This is a genomic window from Mesorhizobium atlanticum, assembly GCF_003289965.1.
Classification (GTDB): domain Bacteria; phylum Pseudomonadota; class Alphaproteobacteria; order Rhizobiales; family Rhizobiaceae; genus Mesorhizobium; species Mesorhizobium atlanticum.
The window spans coordinates 377,821-400,222 of sequence record NZ_QMBQ01000004.1; the positions used below are offsets into that span (position 1 = coordinate 377,821).

Here is a 22,402-nt window from a genome sequence, read left to right on the forward strand (position 1 = left end):
TGACAGCTCTGCCACCACGGCATGAGAGTGGTTGCAAGTCACAAGGGCTCGGAACTGCTAAGGGAGGGTGATGGCAGAGCCGCAACCTGGTGAACAGATCGTCTGGAGTGAACCAGACTCGAGCTTTTATCGAATCCGCGGGGGCGGATGCCGGGATCCTAAACCTGGCCAAGGGGCTCGTCGGTGCGGTGCGGGATACCGATCCTGGCGTCTCGCACCGACGAGGCTTTCTTATTTTGTCCCATCGTCGTTTTCCATGGGACCGGTTGAGGCCGGAGCGAAGCCGTGAGCGCCGAAAACCGAATCCGCGCCTTGCCGTGCTGGAACGGCAGCATCGAGATCGAGCCGCTGCCGGGCGGCCTCAGCAACTCCAATTTTGTCGTCACGGATGCGGCCGGGCGGCATGTCGTTCGCTTCGGCCAGGACTTCCCGTTCCATCATGTCTTTCGCGAGCGCGAGGTGATGACGGCGCGGGCGGCGCACGCGGCTGGATTCGCGCCGGCCGTCCACTATTCCGAGCCCGGCATTCTGGTGACGGCGTTTCTGGGGGCGAAGACCTTTCTCGGCGAGGACGTGCGCGCCAATCTCGGTCGCGTGGCGGCGCTGCTGCGCGCCTTCCATCGCGAGATGCCGAACCATGTCTCCGGCGCCGGCTTCATGTTCTGGGTGTTCCACGTCATCCGCGACTATGCACGCACGCTGGACGAAGGCGGCAGCCGCAAGAAGGATCAGTTGCCGCGCTACCTTTCGCTGGCCGACGAGCTCGAGCGGGCGCAAAAACTGCTGCCGATCGTCTTCGGCCACAACGATCTTTTGCCGGCCAATATCCTCGACGACGGCAAACGGCTGTGGCTGATCGATTTCGAATATGCCGGCTTCAACACGGCGATGTTCGATCTTGCCGGCGCCGCCTCCAACGCCGGCTTGAACGATGACGAATCCTTCGCCTTCCTGACCGCCTATTTCATGAAGGAGCCGGACAGCGAGATCCGCCGTTCGCACGCCGCCATGCAATGCGCCTCGCTGCTGCGCGAGGCGATGTGGAGCATGGTCTCCGAACTCTACCTCGACGCGCCCGGCATCGACTACGTCGCCTATACCGAGGAGAACCTCGTGCGGCTTGATGCGGCGCTCGATAACTACCGGACGAAATACGGACCAAAGTCATGACCTTGCCCAGTCATGCCGGGATCGTCGTCATCGGCGGCGGCATCATCGGCTGTTCCACCGCCTATCATCTGGCGCGCGACCACAAGGCCGACGTGGTGCTGCTGGAGCAGGGCAGGCTGACCTCGGGCTCGACCTGGCATGCCGCAGGGCTGGTCGGGCAGTTGCGCTCGTCGGCCTCGATCACGCGCGTGCTCAAATATTCGGTCGAGCTCTACAAGGGGCTCGAGGCCGAGACGGGTTTGGCCACCGGCTGGAAGATGACGGGGTGCCTGCGGCTGGCGACGAACGCCGACCGCTGGACCGAGTTCAAGCGGCTGGCGACGACGGCCAAGAGCTTCGGCATGGACATGCAGCTCTTATCGCCGACCGAGGTTAAGCGCATGTGGCCGTTGATGGAAACCGGCGATCTGGTCGGCGCCTCCTGGCTGCCGACCGATGGGCAGGCAAGCCCCTCCGACATCGCCCAGTCGCTCGCCAAGGGCGCGCGCTTGCATGGCGCGAGACTGTTCGAGGACGTGCGCGTCACCGGCTTTGAAATGAAGGAAGGCCGCATCACTGCGGTGAAGACCGAAAAAGGCGACATCGCCTGCGACAAGGTGGTGAACTGCGCCGGGCAATGGGCACGCCAGGTCGGCGCGATGGCAGGCATCAACGTGCCGCTACAGCCGGTCAAGCACCAGTATATCATCACCGAGAGGATCGAAGGGCTGGCTAACGACGCACCGACGATCCGCGACCCCGACCGCCGCACCTATTTCAAGGAGGAGGTCGGCGGGCTCGTGATGGGCGGCTATGAGCCCAACCCGCAGGCCTGGGCAACCGGGCTTCCCGACGGCGACGTGCCCAACGACTGGGAGTTCCGGCTGTTCGACGACGACTACGATCATTTCGAACAGCATATGAGCCAGGCGATCGCGCGCGTGCCGGCCCTCGCTCATGTCGGCGTCAAGCAGATGATCAACGGGCCGGAGAGTTTCACGCCGGACGGCAACTTCATCCTCGGCGTGGCGCCGGAATGCTCGAACATGTTCGTCGGCGCCGGCTTCAATGCCTTCGGCATCGCGTCGGGCGGCGGCGCCGGCTGGGTGCTGGCGCAGTGGGTGGTCGACGGCGAGGCGCCGCTCGACCTCTGGGTGGTCGACATCAGGCGTTTTTCAAGCCTGCATCGCGACCGCGACTGGGTCCGCGACCGCACGCTGGAAGCCTATGGCAAGCATTACACCATCGGCTTCCCGCATGAGGAATATCTGACCGGACGGCCGCGCATCGTCTCGCCGCTCTATGAGCGGCTGAAGGCGCATCGCGCGGTGCTCGGCTCCAAGCTCGGCTGGGAGCGGCCGAACTGGTTCGCACCGGATGGCGCAGCCGCCGAGGACGTCTATTCGATGGGCCGCCAGAACTGGTTCGGCCCGGTCGGAGACGAGCACCGTCATGTGCGCGAGAAGGTCGGTATCTTCGACCAGTCCTCCTTCGCCAAATACGAGCTGACCGGCGCGGACGCGTTGAAGGCGCTCGACTGGATCTGCGCCAACGACGTCAACAAGCCGGTCGGACGGCTGACCTACACGCAGCTTCTCAACACGCGCGGCGGCATCGAGGCCGACCTCACCGTGTCGCGGCTCGGCGAGGACCGGTTCTACATCGTCACCGGTACCGGCTTCCGCACGCATGACCTGTCCTGGATAAGCGACCATATCGGCTCCGGTCTCGACGCCAGGCTGACCGACGTCACGGAGGAGTACGGCACGCTGTCGCTGATGGGACCGCGCGCACGCGACGTGCTGCAGGCGGTGACCAATGCCGATGTCTCGAACGCCAACTTCCCCTTTGGCCATGCGCGCGAGATCGCAATTGCCGGCCATGGCGTGAAGGCGCTGCGCATCACCTATGTCGGCGAGCTCGGCTGGGAGCTGCATGTGCCGATCGCCGCCACAGGCGAGGTGTTCGATGCGCTTATGGCGGCGGGCAAGGCACACGGCATTCGCCCGGTCGGCTACCGGGCGCTGGAATCGCTGCGGCTCGAAAAAGGCTATCGCGCCTGGGGTTCCGACATCACGCCGAACGACACGCCGTTGGAAGCGGGGCTCGGCTGGGCGGTGAAGCTCCGCAAGAAGACCGACTTCGTCGGACGCAAGGCGCTGGAGAAGGCGGCCGGCAAGGCGCCGACGAAACGCTTTGCCGGCTTCACGGTGGATGACCCGGAGATCGTGCTGGTCGGGCGCGAGACGATCCTGCGCAATGGCGAGCCGGTGGGCTACCTGACCAGCGGCGGCTATGGCTACACGGTGGAGAAGAACATCGGCTACGGCTATGTGCGCAATGCCGATGGCGTCAGCGACGAGCTCCTCGCCTCCGGCGATTACGAGTTGGTGGTGGCAATGGAACGCGCGCCGGCAAAGATCCATCTCGAGGCGATGTACGACCCGGCCGGCGCGAAGATAAAGGCTTGACCGCCGGGCCGGGTCAGTTGACGCGCAGCACCAGGCCCCGGCTCGGAACGGTATCGCTTTCGCCGGGCATCGAGGCGTAGGGCCGCGTCTCTTCGAGGCGGCTTATCGCGCCGCGCGCTTCCAGCCCGGCGATCCGCTCCGCGAAACCGGCCTGCCACAGCGTGTTCTTCACCGTCAGCACGATGACGCCGCCGGGACGGCAGATGCGGATGAGCTCGTCCAGGCCCTCGACGCCGACGTGGCCCGAGGTGAAGACGCCGGCCGAAATGATGCCGGCATAGGCGCCGTCGGCGAAGGGCAGCGTGTCGCCCATCGCCAGGCGATGCAGCGCCGTGTAGACGCCCTTGGCGCCTGCCTTGTCCAGCATGCCTTGCGAGATGTCGAGCGCCTCGACCCTCGGATAACCGGTGATGGCCAGCCATTCGCCGATCAGGCCGGTGCCGGCGCCGGCGTCGAGCAAGGGTTCGTCGCCGCGCGGCAGGTGCCGGGCAAGCAGCGCCAGGCAGATCGTCGGATGGCGATAGCCCGCGGCCGACATGTCGGCGTCGTAAGTCTCGGACCAGCGGTCATAGATCGCGGCGACTTCCTCCGGCCGCTTCGCCGCGTAAGCGGCGCCCAGCGCGCTGTTCTGCTTGCCGTCCGTCATTGCTGCTCCCGCCGCCCGACTCTCGTTCAACGGATGATAGCCAAGCCGCTAAAATTGTGGAACCGTCAGAACCGCGACAAATGGCGTGAAGGGGACACGACGTGACCGACGAGCTGCGCGCGGCGCTGGCGGCCGTTCCGGCGCTGGCGGGCTATGATGGACCGCTGGAGCGGCTCGGCGGACTCACCAACATGGTCTACAGAGCCGGCGAAGTGTGCCTGCGCATTCCCGGCAAGGGCACGGAGGAATATATCAACCGTGCCAACGAGGCGGTGGCGGCGCGCGAGGCGGCCAAGGCCGGCGTCAGCCCGGAGGTGCTCCATGCCGATCCGGCGACCGGCCTGATGGCGACGCGCTTCATCGCTGGCGCCGAGACAATGTCGCCGGAGAAATTCAAGGCGCGGCCGGGCAGCCCGACGCGGGCTGGCCAGGCCTTCCGAAAACTCCACTCTTCCGGCGCCGTGTTTCCCTTCCGCTTCGAACTGTTTGCGATGATCGACGACTATCTCAAGGTCCTGTCGACCAAGGACGTGGCGCTGCCCGCGGCCTATCACGACGTGGTGCGCGAGGCAGGCGCGGTGCGCGCAGCACTTGCCGCGCACGCCATCCCGCTTAGCGCCTGCCATTGCGATCCGCTCTGCGAGAACTTCCTCGATACGGGCGAGCGGATGTGGATCGTCGACTGGGAGTATTCCGGCATGAACGATCCGCTGTGGGACCTTGGCGACCTCTCGGTCGAGGGCAAGTTCGATGCGGGCCAGGACGAGGAATTGATGCGCGCTTATTTCGGCGGCGAGGCGCGGCCGGCGGAGCGCGGCCGCGTCGTCATCTACAAGGCGATGTGCGACCTTTTGTGGACGCTGTGGGGCCTGATCCAGCTTGCCAACGACAATCCGGCCGACGATTTCCGCGCCTATGCGGACGGTCGCTTCGCCCGCTGCAAGGCGCTGATGGAGACGGCGGAATTCTCCAAGCACCTGACCGCCATTCGCGCGGGTTAGCTCACGCCCTTCGGGACATTCTCCGGCGGCACCGCCGTTTCCACCACCTTCTGGCGATGGAAGATGAAGATGCCGGCAAGCACGACGATCGCCGAGCCGAACATGATGCGCGGGCTCGGCACGTCGCCGAAGAAAACCAGGCCAAAGACGATGGCCCACAGAAGCAGGCTGTAATGCAGCGGCGCCAGCGTCGAGGCTGGTGCCAGCTTCAGCGCCCTTGTGATCATCAGATGGGCCGCGCAGGAGACGACGCCGAGCAGGAGCATGGCGCCGAAATCGAGCGCCGAGGGCGTGCGCCAGGCGCCGATGGCGAGCGCGCCGCCGACAAGCAGCGTGCCGATGGTCTGCCAGGTAACGAGCGTCGTGTCGCTCGTTCCACGCAAACGCCGGCCGAGGATGATGGCGAAGCCGAAGGCCACGCTGCCGACCAGCGCATAGGTCGACGACAGCGAGAAAGCCGCCGAGGACGGCTTCAGGATGATCAGCACGCCGCAGAAGCCGACCAGGATCGCCAGCCAGCGGCGCCAGCCGACCTTTTCGCCGAGCAAGAGGTGCGAAAGCGCAGCGACATAGATAGGCCCGGCCATGTAGAAGCTCATCACGTCGGCGAGCGGCAGATGGACGACGGCGGCGTAGAAAAACCCGGTGTCGAGCGTCGTCGCCACGACGCGCAGGAACTGCAGCACCGGCCTTTCCATCTGCAACAACTTGCCCGCGCCCTGGTTGGCGATCATGGGCCCCAGCACGAGGAAGGCGCCGATCGAGCGGATCAGCACCACCTGCCCGACCGAGAAGGAGGCGACCAGCCATTTGCCCATCGCATCGTTCAGCGCGAACATGAAGTCCCCCGCCAACATCAAAAGGACGCCGGCCAGAAGCATGTTTTTGATCGTGAAATTGCGGGCGAGCGAAGCCATGCCGCTCCGTAGCCGCAAGCAGCCGGTTTGACGAGGGAAATCCGTAAGACCAACGCCAGGAATCGAGGTTCGCCGAACCGCCCAAGCTTCGTCATCCACGGGCGGCGCGGGAGCGAAGCGGACGCGCAGACCCGAGGATCCATGCCGAGACCTCGCGCGAAGAACGAAGGCGGTGCAGAACAGAGATAGTTCTGCACCGCAGCAACGCTCATAAGTAACGGAATGGATTCTATGGTCTGCGCGCGTCGCTTCGCTCCTTGCTTCGCCATAGAATGACGAAGTTAGAAGCGTTCCGGCCAATCGCGAACAATTAATGATGCTTTGCCCTAGGCGAGGCAAATCGCTGACTTTGGATTGGCGGATGCGCGCGCTATCCGCCGGGGTACGTGACCTACGCCGTCTGGTGCCGCCTGTTCACCCGCGCCGGGCGGCCGGCGATCGACAGCCGCGTCTCCTGCCTGGTCCGCTCGGCGACGACCTTGCCCCTGGCGATGACGCAGAGACGTTCGGGGCGCAAACGAACGGCCTCGATCGCATTGCCGGCGTCGAGCACGACGAGGCTCGCCCGCTTGCCGACCGCAAGGCCAAGGTGGTCGAGCCCCATGATGGCGGCGTTGACATTGGTGACCATGTCGAAGCAGCGCGCCATGTCGGCCGGGCTCGACATCTGCGCGACATGCAGCCCCATGAAGGCGACGTCGAGCATGTCGGCGGTGCCCAGCGAATACCAGGGGTCGAGCACGCAATCCTGGCCCCAGCCGACGCGGATGCCGAGCGCCAGCATCTCCTTCACTCGGGTCAGGCCGCGCCGCTTCGGGAAAGTGTCATGGCGCCCCTGCAGCATGATGTTGATCAGCGGGTTGGGGATGGCCGAAACACCGGCCTCGGCGATCAGCGGCAGCAACTTCGAGACGTAGTAATTGTCCATCGAATGCATGGAGGTGAGATGGGAGCCGGCCACCCTGCCCTGCAGGCCGAGGCGCTGCGTTTCATAAGCGAGCTGCTCGATATGGCGCGACAGCGGATCATCGGTCTCGTCGCAGTGCATGTCGACCATCAGGCCGCGCTTGGCGGCGATCTCGCAAAGCTCCGTCACCGATCGGGTGCCGTCGGCCATGGTGCGCTCGAAATGTGGAATGCCGCCGACGATGTCGACGCCCATATCGAGCGCGCGGATGGTGTTCTTGAGCGCCGTCGGCGAGCGATAGAGGCCGTCTTGCGGAAAGGCCACCAGCTGCAGGTCGATATAGGGTGCGACGCTTTTCTTGACGTCGAGCAAGGCTTCCACCGCGAGCAGCCGGTCGTCGCAGACATCGACATGGCTGCGGATGGCCAGCAGGCCCATCGACACGGCCCAGTCGCAATAGGCGAGCGCGCGCTCGCGTACGGCCTCATGCGTCAGAAGTGGCTTCAGCTCGCCCCAGAGCGCGATGCCCTCGAGCAGCGTGCCGGACGCGTTGATGCGCGGAATGCCGTAGGAGAGCGTCGCATCCATATGGAAATGTGGATCGACGAAGGGCGGCGAGACCAGATTGCCGCGCGCGTCGATCTCGGTCGGCGCAGAGCCCGGCAATTTCTGCTCGATCGCGCGGATGGTTTCGCCGGCAATGCCGATATCGGCAATCCTGCCGTCCGGCAGCGTGCCGCCGCGCACGATGAGGTCGAAATCCATCTGTCGTCACCCCTCTCAAGACCTGGCGATCATCGTGGCCGAAAAGACAGCCTCACGCCGCCTTTTCTCTCCCCGGCAGCCGAAAGGTTCCATCGCGCCGCAACTCGCTCTATAAGCCGCCTCGCGCCCTCGTGGCGAATCCGAAATTCTTTGCAAGTCAGACACAGGATCGGCCGTTGTTTCGCTTCTTCCGCTCGACGGAGAACCAGCGCCTCGTCGCGAGGCTCGTGAGGGAATCCTTTCAAGAGCACAAATTCGGCTATGCGGCCGCCATCGTGTCGATGCTGGTGGTGGCCGCCATGACTGGCGCCAGCGCCTGGATCCTGCGTGAGATCACCAACGAATTCGTCATCTACAAGAGGCTCGACCGCGTCAACCTGATCGCGGCCGGGGTCGCGGCGATCTTCCTGCTCAAGGGCTTCGCCAGCTTCGTCCAGGCCTATTTCATGAGCCGGGTCGGCAACGCCATCATCGCCGACCGGCAGCGCAAGATCTACGATCGCATCCTTGAGCAAGGCATCGAGTTCTATCATTCGACCTCGTCATCCGAGCTGATCGCCCGCATGACCAACAACGCGCAGGCCGCGCGCAGCGTGCTCGACCTCGTCGTCACCTCCTATGTGCGCGACCTGGTGACGTTGATCGTGCTGGTCGGGGTCATGATCTGGCAACAGCCGGCGCTGTCGCTGATCTGCTTCGTCGTCGGGCCGGTGGCGATCTACGGCGTCAACCGCATCCTGAAGCGCGTCCGCAACATCGCCGCCATGGAGTTCCGCTCGCTTGGTCAGATCGTCCACGTCATGCAGGAAACGGCGATCGGCGTACGCGTCGTCAAATCCTTCAACCTTGAAGGCGCGATGCGCAAACGCATGTACCAGGCCGTCTCCGACGTTGAGAACCGCGCCAATAACATCGCCACGCTGGAGGCGGCCACCAGCCCGGTGATGGAAACCATTGCCGGCCTGGCAATCGCCGGCGCGGTCTTTATCAGCGGGTTCCTGGTGTTGCAGGGCGGGCAGATGCCGGGCAATATCATGGCCTTCATCGCATCGCTGCTGCTCGCCTATGAGCCGGCTAAGCGCCTGGCCCGCGTTCGCATCTCGCTCGAGACCGGCATCGTCGGCGTGCGCATGATGTTCCAGCTCGCCGACCGGCCGCTGACGCTCGCGGAAAAACCTGGCGCGAGGCCGCTGCGGGCGGGGCCGGGCGAAATCCGCTTCGACAATGTCAGCTTCGCCTATCCGGAAAGCCCGCCGGTGTTCGAGGACTTCAACCTGACGCTCGAGGCCGGCAAGATGACGGCGCTGGTCGGGCCGTCCGGCAGCGGCAAGTCGACGATCCTCAACCTGATCATGCGCATGTACGACCCGCAGACCGGCAGCGTGATGTTCGACGGCCAGGACATCTCGTTCGCGACGCTCGATTCGCTCAGGAAGAAGATCGCCTATGTCAGCCAGGACACGTTCCTGTTTGCCGGCACGATCATGCACAATATCCGCCTTGGCCGCGAGGACGCGACCGATGAAGAGGTGATCGCCGCCGCCAAGGCCGCCAATGCGCATGACTTCATCTGCGCCATGGCCAAGGGCTATGAGACGGAGGTCGGCGAGAACGGCTCGCTTTTGTCCGGCGGCCAGCGCCAGCGCATCTCGATCGCGCGCGCCATGCTGCGCAATGCCGAGATCCTGCTGCTCGACGAAGCGACCAGCGCGCTCGACGCCGAATCGGAAGCGCTGTTCCGCGACGCGCTGCAGCAACTGACGGTCGGACGCACGACGATCGTCATCGCGCACCGGCTGTCCACCGTGCACCAGGCCGACACGATCGTGGTTTTGGAAAACGGCAAGGTGCAGGAGAGCGGCCCGCACAAGACCCTGCTCAAGCAGGGCGGGCTCTACCAGAAGCTTTATGAATATCAGCTGATGCCGTAGGCCTTTACCCTCCCCCTTGTGGGGAGGGTCGCTGCAAAGCAGCGGGGAGGGGGCGGCGCCGCCCCCACCCGGGCCTTCGGTCCGACCTCCCCACAAGGGGGAGGTAGGAGTCGCAGCTTGCCCTACTCCGGCACTTTCCGCACAGCGCCCTTGTCGGCGCTGGTGGCGAAGGCGGCGTAGGCGCGCAGCGCCGTCGTCACTTTCCGCTTGCGCTTCTCGGCCGGCTTCCAGGCATCCGGGCCCTTGGCGTTCATCGCCGCGCGGCGCGCGTCGAGCTCGGCGTCGCTGATGGCAAGCCGGATGGTGCGGTTGGGGATGTCGATCTCGATCGTGTCGCCTTCCTGGACCAGGCCGATCGCGCCGCCCTCGGCGGCTTCCGGCGAGACATGGCCGATCGACAGGCCGGACGTGCCGCCCGAGAAGCGGCCGTCGGTGATCAACGCGCAGGCTTTGCCGAGGCCCTTCGACTTCAGGTAGCTGGTCGGGTAGAGCATCTCCTGCATGCCAGGGCCGCCGCGCGGCCCTTCATAGCGGATGACGACGATGTCGCCGGCCTTGATCTCGTTGCCGAGGATGGCCTTGACGGAAGCGTCCTGGCTTTCGAAGACGCGGGCCGGGCCGGTGAATTTCAGGATCGACTCGTCGACGCCGGCGGTCTTCACGATACAGCCGTCGAGCGCCAGATTGCCCTTGAGCACGGCAAGGCCGCCATCCTTAGAGAACGGCGTCTTGGCCGAGCGGATCACGCCCTTTTCGCGGTCGAGGTCGAGCTCGTCCCAGCGGCGGTCCTGGCTGAAGGCGACCTGCGTCGGCACGCCGCCAGGCGCGGCGCGGAAGAAGTCGCGGACATTCTCGGCCGAGCTGCGGGCGATGTCCCAATGGTCGAGCGCTTCGCCAAGCGTTGCCGTGTGCACGGTCGGCAGGTCGCGGTTGATCAGGCCGGCCTGGTCGAGTTGGCCGAGGATGGCCATGATGCCGCCGGCGCGATGGACGTCCTCCATGTGGACGTCGGACTTGGCCGGCGCCACCTTGCAGAGCACCGGCACCTTGCGCGACAGCCGGTCGATGTCTTCCATGGTGAAGTCGACCTCGCCCTCATGCGCGGCGGCGAGGATGTGCAGTACCGTGTTGGTCGAGCCGCCCATGGCGATGTCGAGCGCCATGGCGTTCTCGAAGGCGCCCTTGGAGGCGATGCTGCGCGGCAGCGCTGTTTCGTCGTCCTGCTCGTAATAGCGCTGGGCGAGATCGACGGCGAGATGCCCGGCCTCGACGAACAGGCGCTTGCGGTCGGCATGGGTGGCCAAGGTCGAGCCGTTGCCCGGCAGCGAGAGGCCGAGCGCCTCGGTCAGGCAGTTCATCGAATTGGCGGTGAACATGCCTGAGCAGGAGCCGCAGGTCGGGCAGGCCGAGCGCTCGATGACCTTGACGTCCTCATCGGAAATCTTGTCGTCGGCGGCCGCGACCATGGCGTCGACCAGGTCGAGCGCCTGCGCCTTGCCGGCCAGCACCACCTTGCCGGCTTCCATCGGGCCGCCGGAGACGAAGACGGTCGGGATGTTGAGGCGAAGCGAGGCCATCAGCATGCCGGGGGTGATCTTGTCGCAGTTGGAGATGCAGACCATGGCGTCGGCGCAATGCGCGTTGACCATGTATTCGACGGAATCGGCGATCAGCTCGCGCGACGGCAGCGAATAGAGCATGCCGTCGTGGCCCATGGCGATACCGTCATCGACGGCGATGGTGTTGAACTCCTTGGCGACACCGCCGGCCTTCTCGATCTCGCGCGCGACGAGCTGGCCGAGGTCCTTAAGATGGACATGGCCCGGCACGAACTGGGTGAAGGAGTTGACCACGGCGATGATCGGCTTGCCGAAATCGCTGTCCTTCATGCCGGTGGCGCGCCACAGGCCGCGGGCGCCGGCCATGTTGCGGCCATGGGTGGTGGTGCGGGAACGATAGGCGGGCATTGAATTGTCCTTGCTGGCTGGCCGCGCCGATGCGCGGCGGGCGGCGCTCAAATTTTGGTCGGCAGCGGTTATAGCGGCCATGATCCGGCATGACCACCATTTTGCACTGCGCCAGATTCTGCACGAAATTCGATTGCCACTGTCGGATCGGGTGCATGCAGGCCGTCCTTGGGCAGACGGCAAGAGATGGCACCATTCTCGGGGTCAGCCGTTCCAATGTAACCAGGAAGCAACCGAGGAGCACGACATGCAGAAGATCACCACCTTCCTGTGGTTCGACAACCAGGCCGAGGAGGCCATGAATCACTACATCTCCATCTTCAAGAATTCGAAGGTGCTGAGCGTCACGCGCTGGCCCAAGGGCCATCCCCAGGAAGATCAAGTGCTAGTGGCTTCGTTCGAGCTCGACGGGGTGCAGTTCCAAGCCCTCAACGGCGGACCGCAGTACAAGTTCACCGAAGCGATCTCGCTGTCGATCGACTGCAAGACGCAAGCTGAGGTCGATCATTTCTGGACCAGGCTTACCGAAGGCGGCGGCGAGCCGGGGCCTTGCGGGTGGCTGAAGGACAAGTTCGGCGTTTCCTGGCAGGTGGTGCCGGAGCAGCTGCCGCGGTTGCTTCAAGATCCCGACCGGGCCAAGGCCGGACGTGTCATGGACGCCATGATGAAGATGGGCAAGATCGAGATCGACAAGTTGGAAGCGGCGGCCCGAGGTTGAGTGAAGCCTTCAACGCCGGCGCCGCCCCTCATCCGCCCTTCGGGCACCTTCTCCCCGTGAAACGGGGAGAAGGAAAGCCGCGCTTCACGCCGCCTTGTCGCGGACCTGGTAGTCCTTGACCGCGGTGAAGCGGATTGCTTTCCAGCGCTCGGCCTCGTAGTTCAGCGAGAAGGCGTGCTGGGCAAGGAAGACCGGATCGTTGTCGAGGTCGCGGGCAATGTCGCCGCGATGCGATTCGATGAAACGCTGCACCTCCGCCTTGTCGTCGGCCGAAATCCAGCGGCAGACGGAGAAGCGCGACATCTCGAAATCCACCGGCAGCGTGTATTCGATATTGAGCCGCTCCTTCAGCACGTCGAGCTGCAGGGCACCGACGACGCCGACGATGGCCGGCGAGCCGTCTTCGGGCGAGAAGAGCTGCACCACGCCCTCCTCGGCCATCTGGTGCAGAGCTTCCTTCAACTTCTTGGCCTTCATGGCGTCGCCGAGGCGCACGCGACGCAGGATTTCGGGCGCGAAGTTCGGCACGCCCCGGAACAGAATCTCCTCGCCCTCGGTCAGCGTATCGCCGATGCGCAACGTGCCGTGGTTGGGGATGCCGACGACGTCGCCGGCAAAGGCCTCGTCGGCGGTGACGCGGGTGCGGGCGAAGAAGAATTGCGGTGCCGACAGGCTCATCGGCTTGCCGGTGCGCACCAGCTTGGCCTTCATGCCGCGCTCCAGCTTGCCCGAGCAGACGCGGACGAAAGCGATGCGGTCGCGATGGTTGGGGTCCATATTGGCCTGGATCTTGAAGACGAAGGAGGTCATCTTCTCCTCCGTCGCCTCGACCAGACGTTCGTCGGCTTCCTGGGCGCGCGGCGGCGGGCCATAGGCGCCGAGCGCCTCAATCAGGTCGCGAACGCCGTAGTTGCGCAGCGCCGAGCCAAAGTAGACGGGCGTCAGATGGCCCTCGCGGAAGGCGTCAACATCGAGCGGACGGCAGGCCTCGCGCGCGAGCTCCAGTTCCTCGATGAAGTCGTTGCGCTCGTTCTCCGGCAAAAGCCCGGCGACGCGGTTGGAATCCGGACCGTTGACGGGCGTGCGCTCCTTCTCGTCGTCGCTGCGGCGCACCGCGTTCTGCGCCAGGTGGTAGGTGCCCGAGAAGGTCTTGCCGCGGCCGATCGGCCAGGTGACGGGAGCGGTGTCCAGCGCCAGCTTCTGCTCGATCTCGTCGAGGATCTCGAACGGATCGCGGCTCTCGCGGTCCATCTTATTGACGAAGGTGATGATCGGGATGTCGCGCAGCCGGCAGACCTCGAACAGCTTCAGCGTGCGCGGCTCGATGCCCTTGGCGGCGTCGATGACCATGACGGCCGAATCCACCGCCGACAGCGTGCGATAGGTGTCGTCGGCGAAATCCTCGTGGCCGGGCGTGTCGAGCAGGTTGAAGACGTTGTCGTCATATTCGAAGGTCATCACCGAGGTGACGACCGAGATGCCGCGCTCGCGTTCGATCTTCATCCAGTCGGACCGAGTCTGGATGCGGTCCTTCTTGGCCTTGACCTCGCCGGCAAGCTGAATGGCGCCACCGAACAAAAGCAGCTTTTCGGTGAGCGTGGTCTTGCCGGCGTCGGGGTGGGCGATGATCGCGAAGGTGCGGCGGCGCGCAACCTCTTCAGGTATCGTTTCGGGCATTTCTTTTAAGGCGTTCCGTGTGACAGGCGGCGCTTCTACCAGCGCAGCGCCGGCCTGTCGACATGGGGCCTTGCCCGCTGCTCCGGCTCAAGCCAGTTCGGCCGTACTTTCCGCCCGGGCGATCTCCGGCAGCCACTCGGCAATGGCTTTACCGATCGTGTCGGGATGGTCTTCCTGCAGGTAATGGGCGCCAGGCCCCAGATCGATGAAGCGGCAGTTCTTCAGACCGGCCGCGAATTCCTTGGCCGCCTGTGCTGAAATCAGCGCGCCTGGATCGCCGGCGAACAGCAGCTTCGGATAGGAGGAGAGCCGCAGCGCGCGGTGATCGTGCGCGCTGATCGCGGCGACATCGGCCGGCTGGTTCTCGATCGGCAGTTCCCGCGGCAGGCGCAGCGCCGGCTTGCGCGACTGCGGCGTCGGGAAGGGCGCCCGGTAAGCGTCCATCTCCTCCTCGCTCATCTTGCGCAAGATGGAAGCAGGCAGGATCTTTTCGACGAAGACGTTCTCCTCCAGCACCAGTTTTTCGCCGGCGCCCGGCGTGCGCAGCGCCTTGAACAGTTCGCGCGCCTGCGGACGCTGGTGGAAATCCTCCCAGCGCTCGAAGGGCCGGATGAATTCCATGAAGGCGAGGCCGAGAACACGCCGCGGCCGCCGCGCGGCGAAATGGAAGGCCAGGGCCGTGCCCCAATCCTGCGCCACGATCACCAGCTCGTTGATGTCGACCGCATCGATGAAGGCGTCGAGATAGCGGACCTGATCGAAGAAGCGATAGTCGATGTCCGGCTTGCCCGACTGCCCATAGCCGATCAGGTCGGGCGCAATGCAGCGGCCGAACGGCGCGACATGCGGAATGATGTTGCGCCAGATGTAGGAGGAGGTCGGATTGCCGTGCAGGAACAGCACGGTCGGGCCGGATGTGCCGGCCTCCAGATACGACATGCTGGAGTCCAGCACATCCACTTGCAAACGCCGCAGGGCGGCCTCTTGTCCACGGGTCGTCGAACTCATCACGCTGTCTCCTTCCCAAACACAGTGCTGAAGATGATCTTCTTGAACCGTTCGAGCGGCTCCGGGCTGCGCTCGACCTTCATGCGCAGCATGGCGCCCTGCCAGGACGACAGGAGGAAATCGGCAAGATCCTCGGCATCGAAAGCTTTTGTGATCTCGCCCGCCGTCTGGCCTTCGGCGATGCAGGCCGCGAAGGGCCGGCGCCAGCGCTCGAAGATATCGACCAGCCTGAGCCGAAGCGGCTCGCTGTGCACGGCCGTTTCCAGGCTGAGATTGCCGATCATGCAGCCGCGCGCCCATTCGTGCGCCTCGAGCTTCGAGGTGATGACGTCGAGATAGCGGCGGAGCCTGCCGAGGGGCGGCGTGCCGTCGCGCGCCAGCGCATTCTCCACCAGGCCGCTGACATAGGCGAAGTAGCGTTCCAGCACCTCGCCGGCAAAGTCTTCCTTGGAGGCAAAATGGTTGGTGAACGAGCCCGGCCGGGCTCCTGCCGCCGCAACAATGTCGCGGACGCCGGCGGCGGAGTAGCCGGAATTCCAGATGGTCTGAAAGCCGGCCTGGAGAAGGTTTTCGCGGAGTGATTGTCTAGCCATGGCGATATAATACGTACGTACGTATTGATGTCAAGCGCAGAAAGTTTGCGTTGGCAAAAGCCTCGGCAAATGGCAGTTGGAGAATCTCACCAGGAAGAGGATGGAGAACAGAGTGGCGAAGCACGTCACCGTCATTGGCGCCGGCATCATCGGCGCTTCGATCGCCTGGCATCTGGCGAAGGCGGGAGCGCGGGTGACGGTCGTTTCCGAAAGCGGCGCCGGCGGTGTCGCCACACCCAATTCCTTCGCCTGGATCAACGCGAGTTGGGGCAACCCCGAGGTCTATTTCCGGCTGCGCATACGGGCCATGGCCGAATGGAAAAGGCTGGCGAAGGACGTGCCCGAACTGCCGCTGGCCTGGTGCGGCGGCCTGTGCTTCGACCTGCCGCCGGACAGGCTCGAAGCCTATGCGGCCGAACACTCGTCATGGGGTTATGGCATCGAGCGCGTTGATGCCAAGCGGGCGGGAGAGATCGAACCCAACCTTGTCGAGCCTCCCCATTTCGCCGTCTACCTCGCAGAGGAAGGCGTCGCCGAGCCGGTGGCAACTGCCAAGGCGCTTCTGACGGACGCCGAACGGCTTGGCGCACGGGTGATGATTGGCACGGTGGACAGGCTGACCCTCTCGGGCGGCAAGGTGACGGGTGTGGCCGTTTCGGGCGGAACCATCGAAGCCGACGAGGTGGCCGTTGCGGCGGGCACGGGCGCGCCGGCCATAGCCGCGACAGCCGACATCAAGCTGCCGCTCGACACGCCGCCGGGCCTCATCGTGCATTCGCGCCCCTACAACAAGCTGCTCAACGGTTTGGTGCATGCCGAGAGACTGCATATGCGCCAGACGGCCGAGGGCCGCATCATCGCCGGCTCGGATTTCGCCGGCGGGGATCCGGGCGAAAACGCGGAAGCCACCGCGCGGGAATTGTTCGCGGTCACCAAGGCAGCCTTGCATGGCGCGGACGGGCTGGAGCTCGATTTCCACACCGTCGGCTACCGTCCAATGCCGGCCGACGGCTTTCCGATCATCAGCCGAGCCGACGGCATCGGCGGCCTCTACATCGCCGTCATGCATTCGGGCATCACGCTGGCGCCGGCCGTCGGACTGTTTGCCACCCGCGAAATTCTCGGAGGCGAGCGCGACGCGTTGCTCGCGCCTTACGCTCTCTCGCGTTTCCATCAGTAGCCAGGAGGCTGGCGAAACCCGCCTGTGAACGGCGCGATCGCCCGTGCGATGCCGAGCAGCCGCGTTTCCGACCAATGCCGGCCGACGAGCTGCAAGCCAATGGGCAAGCCGCTGCCGTCGTGTCCGCAAGGGAATGCCAGCGCCGGATGGCCGGAGTAGTTAAAGACCGCGCCATGGGCCGGTAGCATCCAATAGCTTTCGTCCTTGCCGTTGACCGCAAGCGGACTGCCGGGCTTGCAATGCGGGAAGGCCGTCGCCATGGCGACGGGACAGAGCAAGGCATCGCAGGTCTCGAAGAAGCGCTCCCAGGCGAGGATCGAGCGATCGCGGCGAGCCAGCGCCGCGAACCAGCGCGACACCGGCGTCGGCCGCTCCGGCGGTTCCGGCTGCGCGGCCTCGAACATCATGCCGATCAGCTTGCCGCCCTCGGCGAGGTCGTCATGCAGATCAAGCTTCGGCAATTTTGCCTCCTCCACGATCGCTCCGGCTGAGGCGAGCCGCGCGGCCAGGCTTTCGACGGCGGCACCGATCTCGGCGGCGACCGGGAAGCCCGGGAAAGACCCGGCAAAGGCGATGCGCAACGACTTGAGTTCGAGTTCCGGCGTCGGCCCAACCGGCACGGGCGGCAGATCGGTGTCCGCCCTGTCCGGCCCGGCAATGATCCTATGGATCAGCGCCAGATCCTCGATGTCGCGGGCAAGCGGGCCAACACATGACATCAGCCGGACGCTGCGCGCAATGCCGCCCGGATCGGGGAAGGCGCCGGCCAGCGACACACGATGTTCGGTTGGCTTCAGGCCATAGACGCCGCAAAAGGCGGCAGGCAAGCGGATCGAATCCTGCATGTCGGTGCCGACCTCGAACGGCGTCATGCCCGACGCGACGGCTGCCGCCGCGCCGCCGCTGGAGCCGCCCGCGGTGCGCGACAGATCCCACGGATTGCCTGTGCGCCCGAACAGCGGGTTGTCCGATTGCCAGTCGCCCAGCATGGTGGCGACATTCGTCTTGCCGATCAGAATGCCGCCGGCTGCTTTTAGCCTTGCGACCACCGGACTGTCCTGATTGGCGACATAGTCGGCGAAAGGGGGAAAACCAGCGGTCGTCCTCATGCCCGCCGTCTCATGCGTATCCTTCAGCGTGAAGGGCACACCATGCAGCGATCCAGGCACGTCGCCGCGTGCCTGCGCTGCATCGGCTTGCCGGGCACGTTCACGCGCTACCTCCCGGTCGAGTATGATGACGGCGTTCAGTGCCTCATTGTGCCGGTCGATCCGCGTCAGATGCGCGTCGAGCGCCTCGATAGCCGATATTTTGCGCGCCGCGATCGCGGCAGCGATTTCCGCGATCGAAGAGAAGGCGAGGTCCATGACGAGTGCTCCGGCTGCCGCCGCTCGCGTACGAAGATGGAGGATCGCGCGACGGCTTCAAGCCGAGTTGATCACTGGGAAGTCGGTGATGCTTGATCGAAATTGCGGTTCAGCCTGCGAGCGCAAGCCGAGCGGCCGCCGGCGCGAACGGCCGGATGCTGGTGCCGCCCCTCGTCATGGTGACGAAGCTCGATGGCGGGATCGCCTGCCAGTCACCGCCATCGCGGTCGAAGGGTTCGGAGACGACGCAATGGCCGGCGCGCCTGGCGAAGGCGCCGGTATAGAGCGTCGGCGCATGGTCGTCGGTGGCATAGCGCACGGCGTACAGCGCCTCGCCATCGGAAAACGCGGCCGTCAGTTTCAGAGCCGGCTCGATGCCGGCGCGGTGCGAGGCTTCGACGACGCGGCCGGTTGCCCGCGACACCGCGCCTTGCGGGTCCGTCGCCAGCCCCTGATCGATCATCAGGAGAAAGAAGAGTTCGGAATCGGTCGTGCCCTCGCGTTGGTCGAAGACCTCGTCGGAGAGCGAATTCTCCAGCGCGCGACGGATCTTTTCGAAGCCGCCGATCTGGCCGTTATGCATGAACGACCAGCGGCCGGAGACGAAGGGGTGGCAGTTCATGCGGCTGGTGGCGCCGCCTGTCGAGGCACGGACGTGAGCGAGGAACAGGCCCGATTTGATCTGCCGGCAGAGGCTTTTCAGGTTGGGATCCGACCAGGCCGGCAGGATGTCTCGGTAAAGGCCGGGCTCCGGCCGGTCGCCATACCAGGCGAGACCAAAACCGTCGCCATTGGTCGGCGACTTGGCTTCCTGGGCGCAGTGGCTCTGGGCGATCAGCGAATGGCAGGGCGCGGTGATGATGTCTTCGAGGAAGACCGCTTCACCGAGATAGGCCGCCCACCGGCACATCGCTTTCCACCATCTATCAGGCGCGATCCATCAGAGCCGCCGGCTCCTTGACCGCGTGCGAGCCTCGGTTGTGCGTGCGCTCATAGAGCTCGCGAACGATTCGGCTGGCCGTAGTTTCGAACAGAAACGGCAAGAAAGCGTGAACGAGCGCGGCGCCCGCCGCCATCGACAGACGCGAGCAGAACCAGGCGGCAAAGGCCATGTGGCCGAAATAGGTCTCGCCGACCTTCTCCGGGTGAGCGGTGAACAGTGCCGTAAGCCGTGTCGTCATGGTGATCCCTCCTGCCGGGATAAGCCCCGATGGTGAGTATCTTGCCACACGGCTTTGGTTCATCGGTCCCAAATTGTCCTTGCTTTTGGCTGTTTGATGGGACAATCATCCCAATATGGCTGCCGATATTGATGAGATTGATCGAAGATTGCTGGCCGAGTTGCAGCGCGACGGAACGCTTTCGGTCGACCAGCTTTCGGAGCGGGTAGCGCTTTCGCGCAATGCCTGCTGGCGACGCGTCAAGCGGTTGGAGGAGGACGGCGTCATCACCGGCCGGGTGGCGCTGGTCGATGCCGACAGACTGGGGCTCGGCCTCTCCGTCTTCATCCTGATCCGCACCTCCAACCACGACCCGGACTGGCTGCAGAAATTCCGCGCGGCGGTGACCGGCTTTGCCGAGATCACCGGCGTCTATCGAATGTCGGGCGACCTCGACTATGTGCTGAGAGCCCGCGTCGCCGACGTGAAGGCCTATGACCGGCTCTACCAGCGGCTGATCGCCAAGGTGGCGCTGTCGGACGTCTCGGCTTCCTTCGTCATGGAGGAGATCAAGGAGACGACCGTGGTGCCGGTGGAACTGCGCTAGGCAGTCAAGGCCTCTCAACTTCGTCATCCTCGGTCTGCGCTCCGCTGCGCGGATGACGACGTGATGGGTGTTCTCGCCAATCGCCAAGTGAGCATTCCACCAGCGCAACAACCTTGTCCACACGTCCTCGCTGGAAAGCGAAGTCATCGTGACGCCTCAAAGAAAGCCTTGGATAGCGTCACGGTCGAGTTGACCGAATCGGCATTCGCTCCGATAGGAATGGGCTCATGCGCACGGCTGTCCACCCTTCGTCCGTTATCGGCCCCACCGTCGGTTTCGTCAGGCTCCCGCATGGCGAGGGCTTGCCTCTGCCGGCCTATGAGAGCACCGGCGCGGCCGGCATGGATTTGCGGGCCGCGGTGCCGGAAGACCGGCCGCTGCTTATCCTGCCGGGGAAACGCGCGCTGGTGCCGACCGGGCTTGTCCTGGAAATCCCGGAAGGCATGGAAGGCCAGGTGCGGCCGCGCTCGGGCCTTGCCTTCAAGCATGGCCTCACGGTCCTCAACTCGCCCGGCACCGTCGACAGCGACTATCGCGGCGAGGTGAAGGTGCTGCTCATCAATCTCGGCGACGAGGATTTCGCGGTGACGCGCGGCATGCGCATCGCCCAGATCGTCTTTGCCGCCGTGACCCAGGTTAGGATCGAGGAGCGCGCGCTGGCCGGCGGTACCACGCGCGGCGCAGGCGGTTTCGGGTCCACCGGCACCGCCTAATGCAAGTCCCAAAACTGGTCATCTTCGACTGCGACGGGGTTTTGGTCGATACGGAAAACCTTGCCAATCGGCGCCTCGCCGAATGGCTGAGCGCCGCCGGCTTTTCGGCGAACTTCGAATATTGCCGCAAGAACTTCTCCGGCCGCAGCATGGCCTCGGTGCAGAAAGAGATCGAGGAGACGACAGCGGTCCGGCTCGGCGCCGACTTCGTCGAGCGCTGGAATGCCGGCCTGCCCGATCTCTTTTCGCACGGCGTCGAGGCAATTCCCTATGTGCGCGAGTTCGTCGAGGCCGTCCGCGCCGCCGGCATCGCCTATTGCGTCGCTTCCTCGGCGCGAGTGTCGAAGATGCACATCACGCTCGGTCAAACCGGCCTGTTGCCGCTGTTCGAGCATGCGATGTTTTCCTCGACCATGGTCGGGCGCGGCAAGCCGTTCCCGGACCTGTTCCTGCATGCGGCCAAGACGATGGGCTTCCCGCCCGCCGGTTGCATCGTCATCGAGGACAGCGTCGCGGGAACGCAAGCGGGCATCGCCGCCGGCATGCGGGTGTTCTCCTACCACGCCGATCCACTCACCGACCGCGATGGCCTGGCAGCCGCCGGCGGCATTCTGTTCGACGACATGCGGGAACTGGCGAAGCTGGTGCCGATCCGCTGATGGTGCCCTGGCTGCGCGCTTGCGGACTCCGTGCTAGCGTGCGGCCCAGGGGGTGTTTTCGATGATTTCCATTCTATCCCGCCTCATGCTCGCATGCCTGCTGCTGCCTTGTATTTGGACGGCCGCACACGCCCAGGCCGTCAGCTTTCCGGAACTGAGCAGCGCCGTCCCCGGACATCAGGACGTTACCTATTTCGACCTCGCCAAAATGATCGTGCCTGACCTCCAGGCAGGCGCTGACGGTTTCTACAAGGGCGGCGCGCCGATCGAGATGCGTGACATCCTGGGCGGCAACGAAGGCGGATCGCCGCCCGAAGCCATCGATCTGCCGAATGCGGCGGTGCTGGCCATCAAGGCCGGCGGCAAGGACCGGCTGACGATGCTTTTCGACCTCGGCCAGGCGCAAGACAGCTCCGAAGGTTTCGCGGTGCTGGCGCTCTACGACCTCACCGGCAAGCCGAAACTGCTCGACGCCGTCAATGTCGGAACCGACCAGAGCACTTATTTTCGCGATCCCGGCAAACTCGCGGTCGGTGTTGGCGACGACGCCGTCATCACCATGAGCACGCATTTCAATTCCAACCAGGGCTATGTCGGCACGATCCTGATCCTGGTCCGCAACGATCGCTTCGAACCGATCGACCAGATCAACACATTCGACGAGAATGTCTGCGCCTACAAACGCACGCAGGACCTATCCTTCCAGACACGCGGCGGTGAAAAACCCTATGCGGCGATCAAGGTGACCGTGACCGACGCCACCACGCCCAGCGGTGAAAGCTGCGAGGGGCCGGCGCCCAAGGCAGTCTCGCACGACATTTCCGTCACCTATCACTGGGACAAGACCAGATCGCGATACGTTCGGAATTCCGACGCATTCGAGAAATTGTCAGCAGAAAACGCCAAACGCTTCTGAGCCAGCCGCATTCGTTTGCCCGGGTCGAACGACCGCGATAAATTCCTCGC

20 protein-coding genes are annotated in these 22,402 nt (G+C 64.7%); 10 read left to right on the forward strand and 10 right to left on the reverse strand.

Annotated elements, in window-relative coordinates; all coding sequences use genetic code 11:
- The first annotated feature begins 285 nt into the window (after window positions 1-285).
- Entirely contained in the window at window positions 286-1,170 is an 885-nt protein-coding gene (locus DPM35_RS15505) for a phosphotransferase family protein (RefSeq protein WP_112128139.1), read from the forward strand.
- The gene (locus tag DPM35_RS15510) at window positions 1,167-3,620 is read left to right on the forward strand and encodes a GcvT family protein (RefSeq protein ID WP_112128140.1); all 2,454 of its coding nucleotides are present in this window, start codon (window positions 1,167-1,169) and stop codon (window positions 3,618-3,620) included. Before DPM35_RS15505 ends, DPM35_RS15510 begins: the two co-directional genes overlap by 4 nt.
- Window positions 3,621-3,633: 13 nt before the next feature.
- Here DPM35_RS15510 and DPM35_RS15515 read toward each other — a convergent pair whose 3' ends face one another.
- The gene (locus DPM35_RS15515; RefSeq protein WP_112128141.1) at window positions 3,634-4,266 is read right to left on the reverse strand and encodes a class I SAM-dependent DNA methyltransferase; all 633 of its coding nucleotides are present in this window, start codon (window positions 4,264-4,266) and stop codon (window positions 3,634-3,636) included.
- A gap of 101 nt (window positions 4,267-4,367) precedes the next feature.
- Here DPM35_RS15515 and DPM35_RS15520 point away from each other — a divergent pair, with 101 nt between their 5' ends.
- Window positions 4,368-5,267 carry a phosphotransferase family protein gene (locus DPM35_RS15520; protein WP_112128142.1) on the forward strand — a complete coding sequence of 300 codons (900 nt, stop codon included), beginning with the start codon at window positions 4,368-4,370 and terminating at the stop codon, window positions 5,265-5,267.
- Here the strand turns inward: DPM35_RS15520 and DPM35_RS15525 are convergent.
- A complete protein-coding gene (locus tag DPM35_RS15525) occupies window positions 5,264-6,184 on the reverse strand; it encodes a DMT family transporter (RefSeq protein ID WP_112128143.1) in 921 nt (306 codons plus the stop codon). The genes DPM35_RS15520 and DPM35_RS15525 overlap by 4 nt on opposite strands.
- Before the next feature lie 391 nt (window positions 6,185-6,575).
- Window positions 6,576-7,856 carry an amidohydrolase family protein gene (locus tag DPM35_RS15530; protein ID WP_112128144.1) on the reverse strand — a complete coding sequence of 427 codons (1,281 nt, stop codon included), beginning with the start codon at window positions 7,854-7,856 and terminating at the stop codon, window positions 6,576-6,578.
- Window positions 7,857-8,032: 176 nt separating this feature from the next.
- Here DPM35_RS15530 and DPM35_RS15535 point away from each other — a divergent pair, with 176 nt between their 5' ends.
- On the forward strand, window positions 8,033-9,787 hold the full coding sequence (locus DPM35_RS15535; RefSeq protein ID WP_112128145.1) for an ABC transporter ATP-binding protein: 1,755 nt from the start codon (window positions 8,033-8,035) through the stop codon (window positions 9,785-9,787).
- A gap of 122 nt (window positions 9,788-9,909) precedes the next feature.
- On the opposite strand, the gene ilvD is transcribed toward DPM35_RS15535, so the two are convergent.
- The gene (ilvD, locus tag DPM35_RS15540) at window positions 9,910-11,754 is read right to left on the reverse strand and encodes a dihydroxy-acid dehydratase (RefSeq protein WP_112128495.1); all 1,845 of its coding nucleotides are present in this window, start codon (window positions 11,752-11,754) and stop codon (window positions 9,910-9,912) included.
- Window positions 11,755-12,001: 247 nt separating this feature from the next.
- Between ilvD and DPM35_RS15545 the strand changes: the two genes are divergently transcribed.
- Window positions 12,002-12,472 carry a VOC family protein gene (locus DPM35_RS15545; protein ID WP_112128146.1) on the forward strand — a complete coding sequence of 157 codons (471 nt, stop codon included), beginning with the start codon at window positions 12,002-12,004 and terminating at the stop codon, window positions 12,470-12,472.
- 84 nt (window positions 12,473-12,556) lie between these two features.
- Here the strand turns inward: DPM35_RS15545 and DPM35_RS15550 are convergent, their stop codons facing one another.
- From DPM35_RS15550 to DPM35_RS15560, 3 genes are all read right to left on the reverse strand, one after another.
- The gene (locus DPM35_RS15550; protein ID WP_112128147.1) at window positions 12,557-14,149 is read right to left on the reverse strand and encodes a peptide chain release factor 3; all 1,593 of its coding nucleotides are present in this window, start codon (window positions 14,147-14,149) and stop codon (window positions 12,557-12,559) included.
- Between the two features lie 87 nt (window positions 14,150-14,236).
- Window positions 14,237-15,157 (reverse strand): haloalkane dehalogenase, encoded by a 921-nt coding sequence (locus DPM35_RS15555; RefSeq protein ID WP_112128148.1) that lies wholly within the window; start codon window positions 15,155-15,157, stop codon window positions 14,237-14,239.
- The gene (locus DPM35_RS15560) at window positions 15,157-15,750 is read right to left on the reverse strand and encodes a TetR/AcrR family transcriptional regulator (protein ID WP_112128149.1); all 594 of its coding nucleotides are present in this window, start codon (window positions 15,748-15,750) and stop codon (window positions 15,157-15,159) included. The genes DPM35_RS15555 and DPM35_RS15560 overlap by 1 nt, the downstream gene beginning before the upstream one ends.
- 112 nt (window positions 15,751-15,862) lie before the next feature.
- On the opposite strand from DPM35_RS15560, the gene DPM35_RS15565 reads away from it, so the two are divergent.
- Window positions 15,863-16,930 carry an NAD(P)/FAD-dependent oxidoreductase gene (locus DPM35_RS15565; protein WP_245431549.1) on the forward strand — a complete coding sequence of 356 codons (1,068 nt, stop codon included), beginning with the start codon at window positions 15,863-15,865 and terminating at the stop codon, window positions 16,928-16,930.
- On the opposite strand, the gene DPM35_RS15570 is transcribed toward DPM35_RS15565, so the two are convergent.
- The 3 genes from DPM35_RS15570 to DPM35_RS15580 all read right to left on the reverse strand — a co-directional run bounded on the left by DPM35_RS15570 (window position 16,924) and on the right by DPM35_RS15580 (window position 19,478).
- On the reverse strand, window positions 16,924-18,297 hold the full coding sequence (locus DPM35_RS15570; RefSeq protein WP_112128151.1) for an amidase: 1,374 nt from the start codon (window positions 18,295-18,297) through the stop codon (window positions 16,924-16,926). The two genes, DPM35_RS15565 and DPM35_RS15570, sit on opposite strands and share 7 nt — an antisense overlap.
- A 109-nt stretch (window positions 18,298-18,406) precedes the next feature.
- Window positions 18,407-19,207 (reverse strand): class II glutamine amidotransferase, encoded by an 801-nt coding sequence (locus DPM35_RS15575; RefSeq protein ID WP_112128152.1) that lies wholly within the window; start codon window positions 19,205-19,207, stop codon window positions 18,407-18,409.
- Between the two features lie 16 nt (window positions 19,208-19,223).
- Complete coding sequence (locus DPM35_RS15580; RefSeq protein ID WP_112128153.1) at window positions 19,224-19,478, reverse strand: DUF6356 family protein; 255 nt, start codon at window positions 19,476-19,478, stop codon at window positions 19,224-19,226.
- 115 nt (window positions 19,479-19,593) lie between these two features.
- On the opposite strand from DPM35_RS15580, the gene DPM35_RS15585 reads away from it, so the two are divergent.
- From DPM35_RS15585 to DPM35_RS15600, 4 genes are all read left to right on the forward strand, one after another.
- Window positions 19,594-20,064 (forward strand): Lrp/AsnC family transcriptional regulator, encoded by a 471-nt coding sequence (locus DPM35_RS15585; protein ID WP_112128154.1) that lies wholly within the window; start codon window positions 19,594-19,596, stop codon window positions 20,062-20,064.
- Window positions 20,065-20,291: 227 nt separating this feature from the next.
- Window positions 20,292-20,777, forward strand: coding sequence for a dUTP diphosphatase (dut, locus tag DPM35_RS15590; protein ID WP_112128155.1), 486 nt, complete (start codon window positions 20,292-20,294; stop codon window positions 20,775-20,777).
- The gene (locus DPM35_RS15595) at window positions 20,777-21,436 is read left to right on the forward strand and encodes an HAD family hydrolase (protein WP_112128156.1); all 660 of its coding nucleotides are present in this window, start codon (window positions 20,777-20,779) and stop codon (window positions 21,434-21,436) included. The genes dut and DPM35_RS15595 overlap by 1 nt, the downstream gene beginning before the upstream one ends.
- Window positions 21,437-21,644: 208 nt before the next feature.
- The gene (locus tag DPM35_RS15600; RefSeq protein WP_245431550.1) at window positions 21,645-22,352 is read left to right on the forward strand and encodes a hypothetical protein; all 708 of its coding nucleotides are present in this window, start codon (window positions 21,645-21,647) and stop codon (window positions 22,350-22,352) included.
- Window positions 22,353-22,402: the final 50 nt, after the last annotated feature.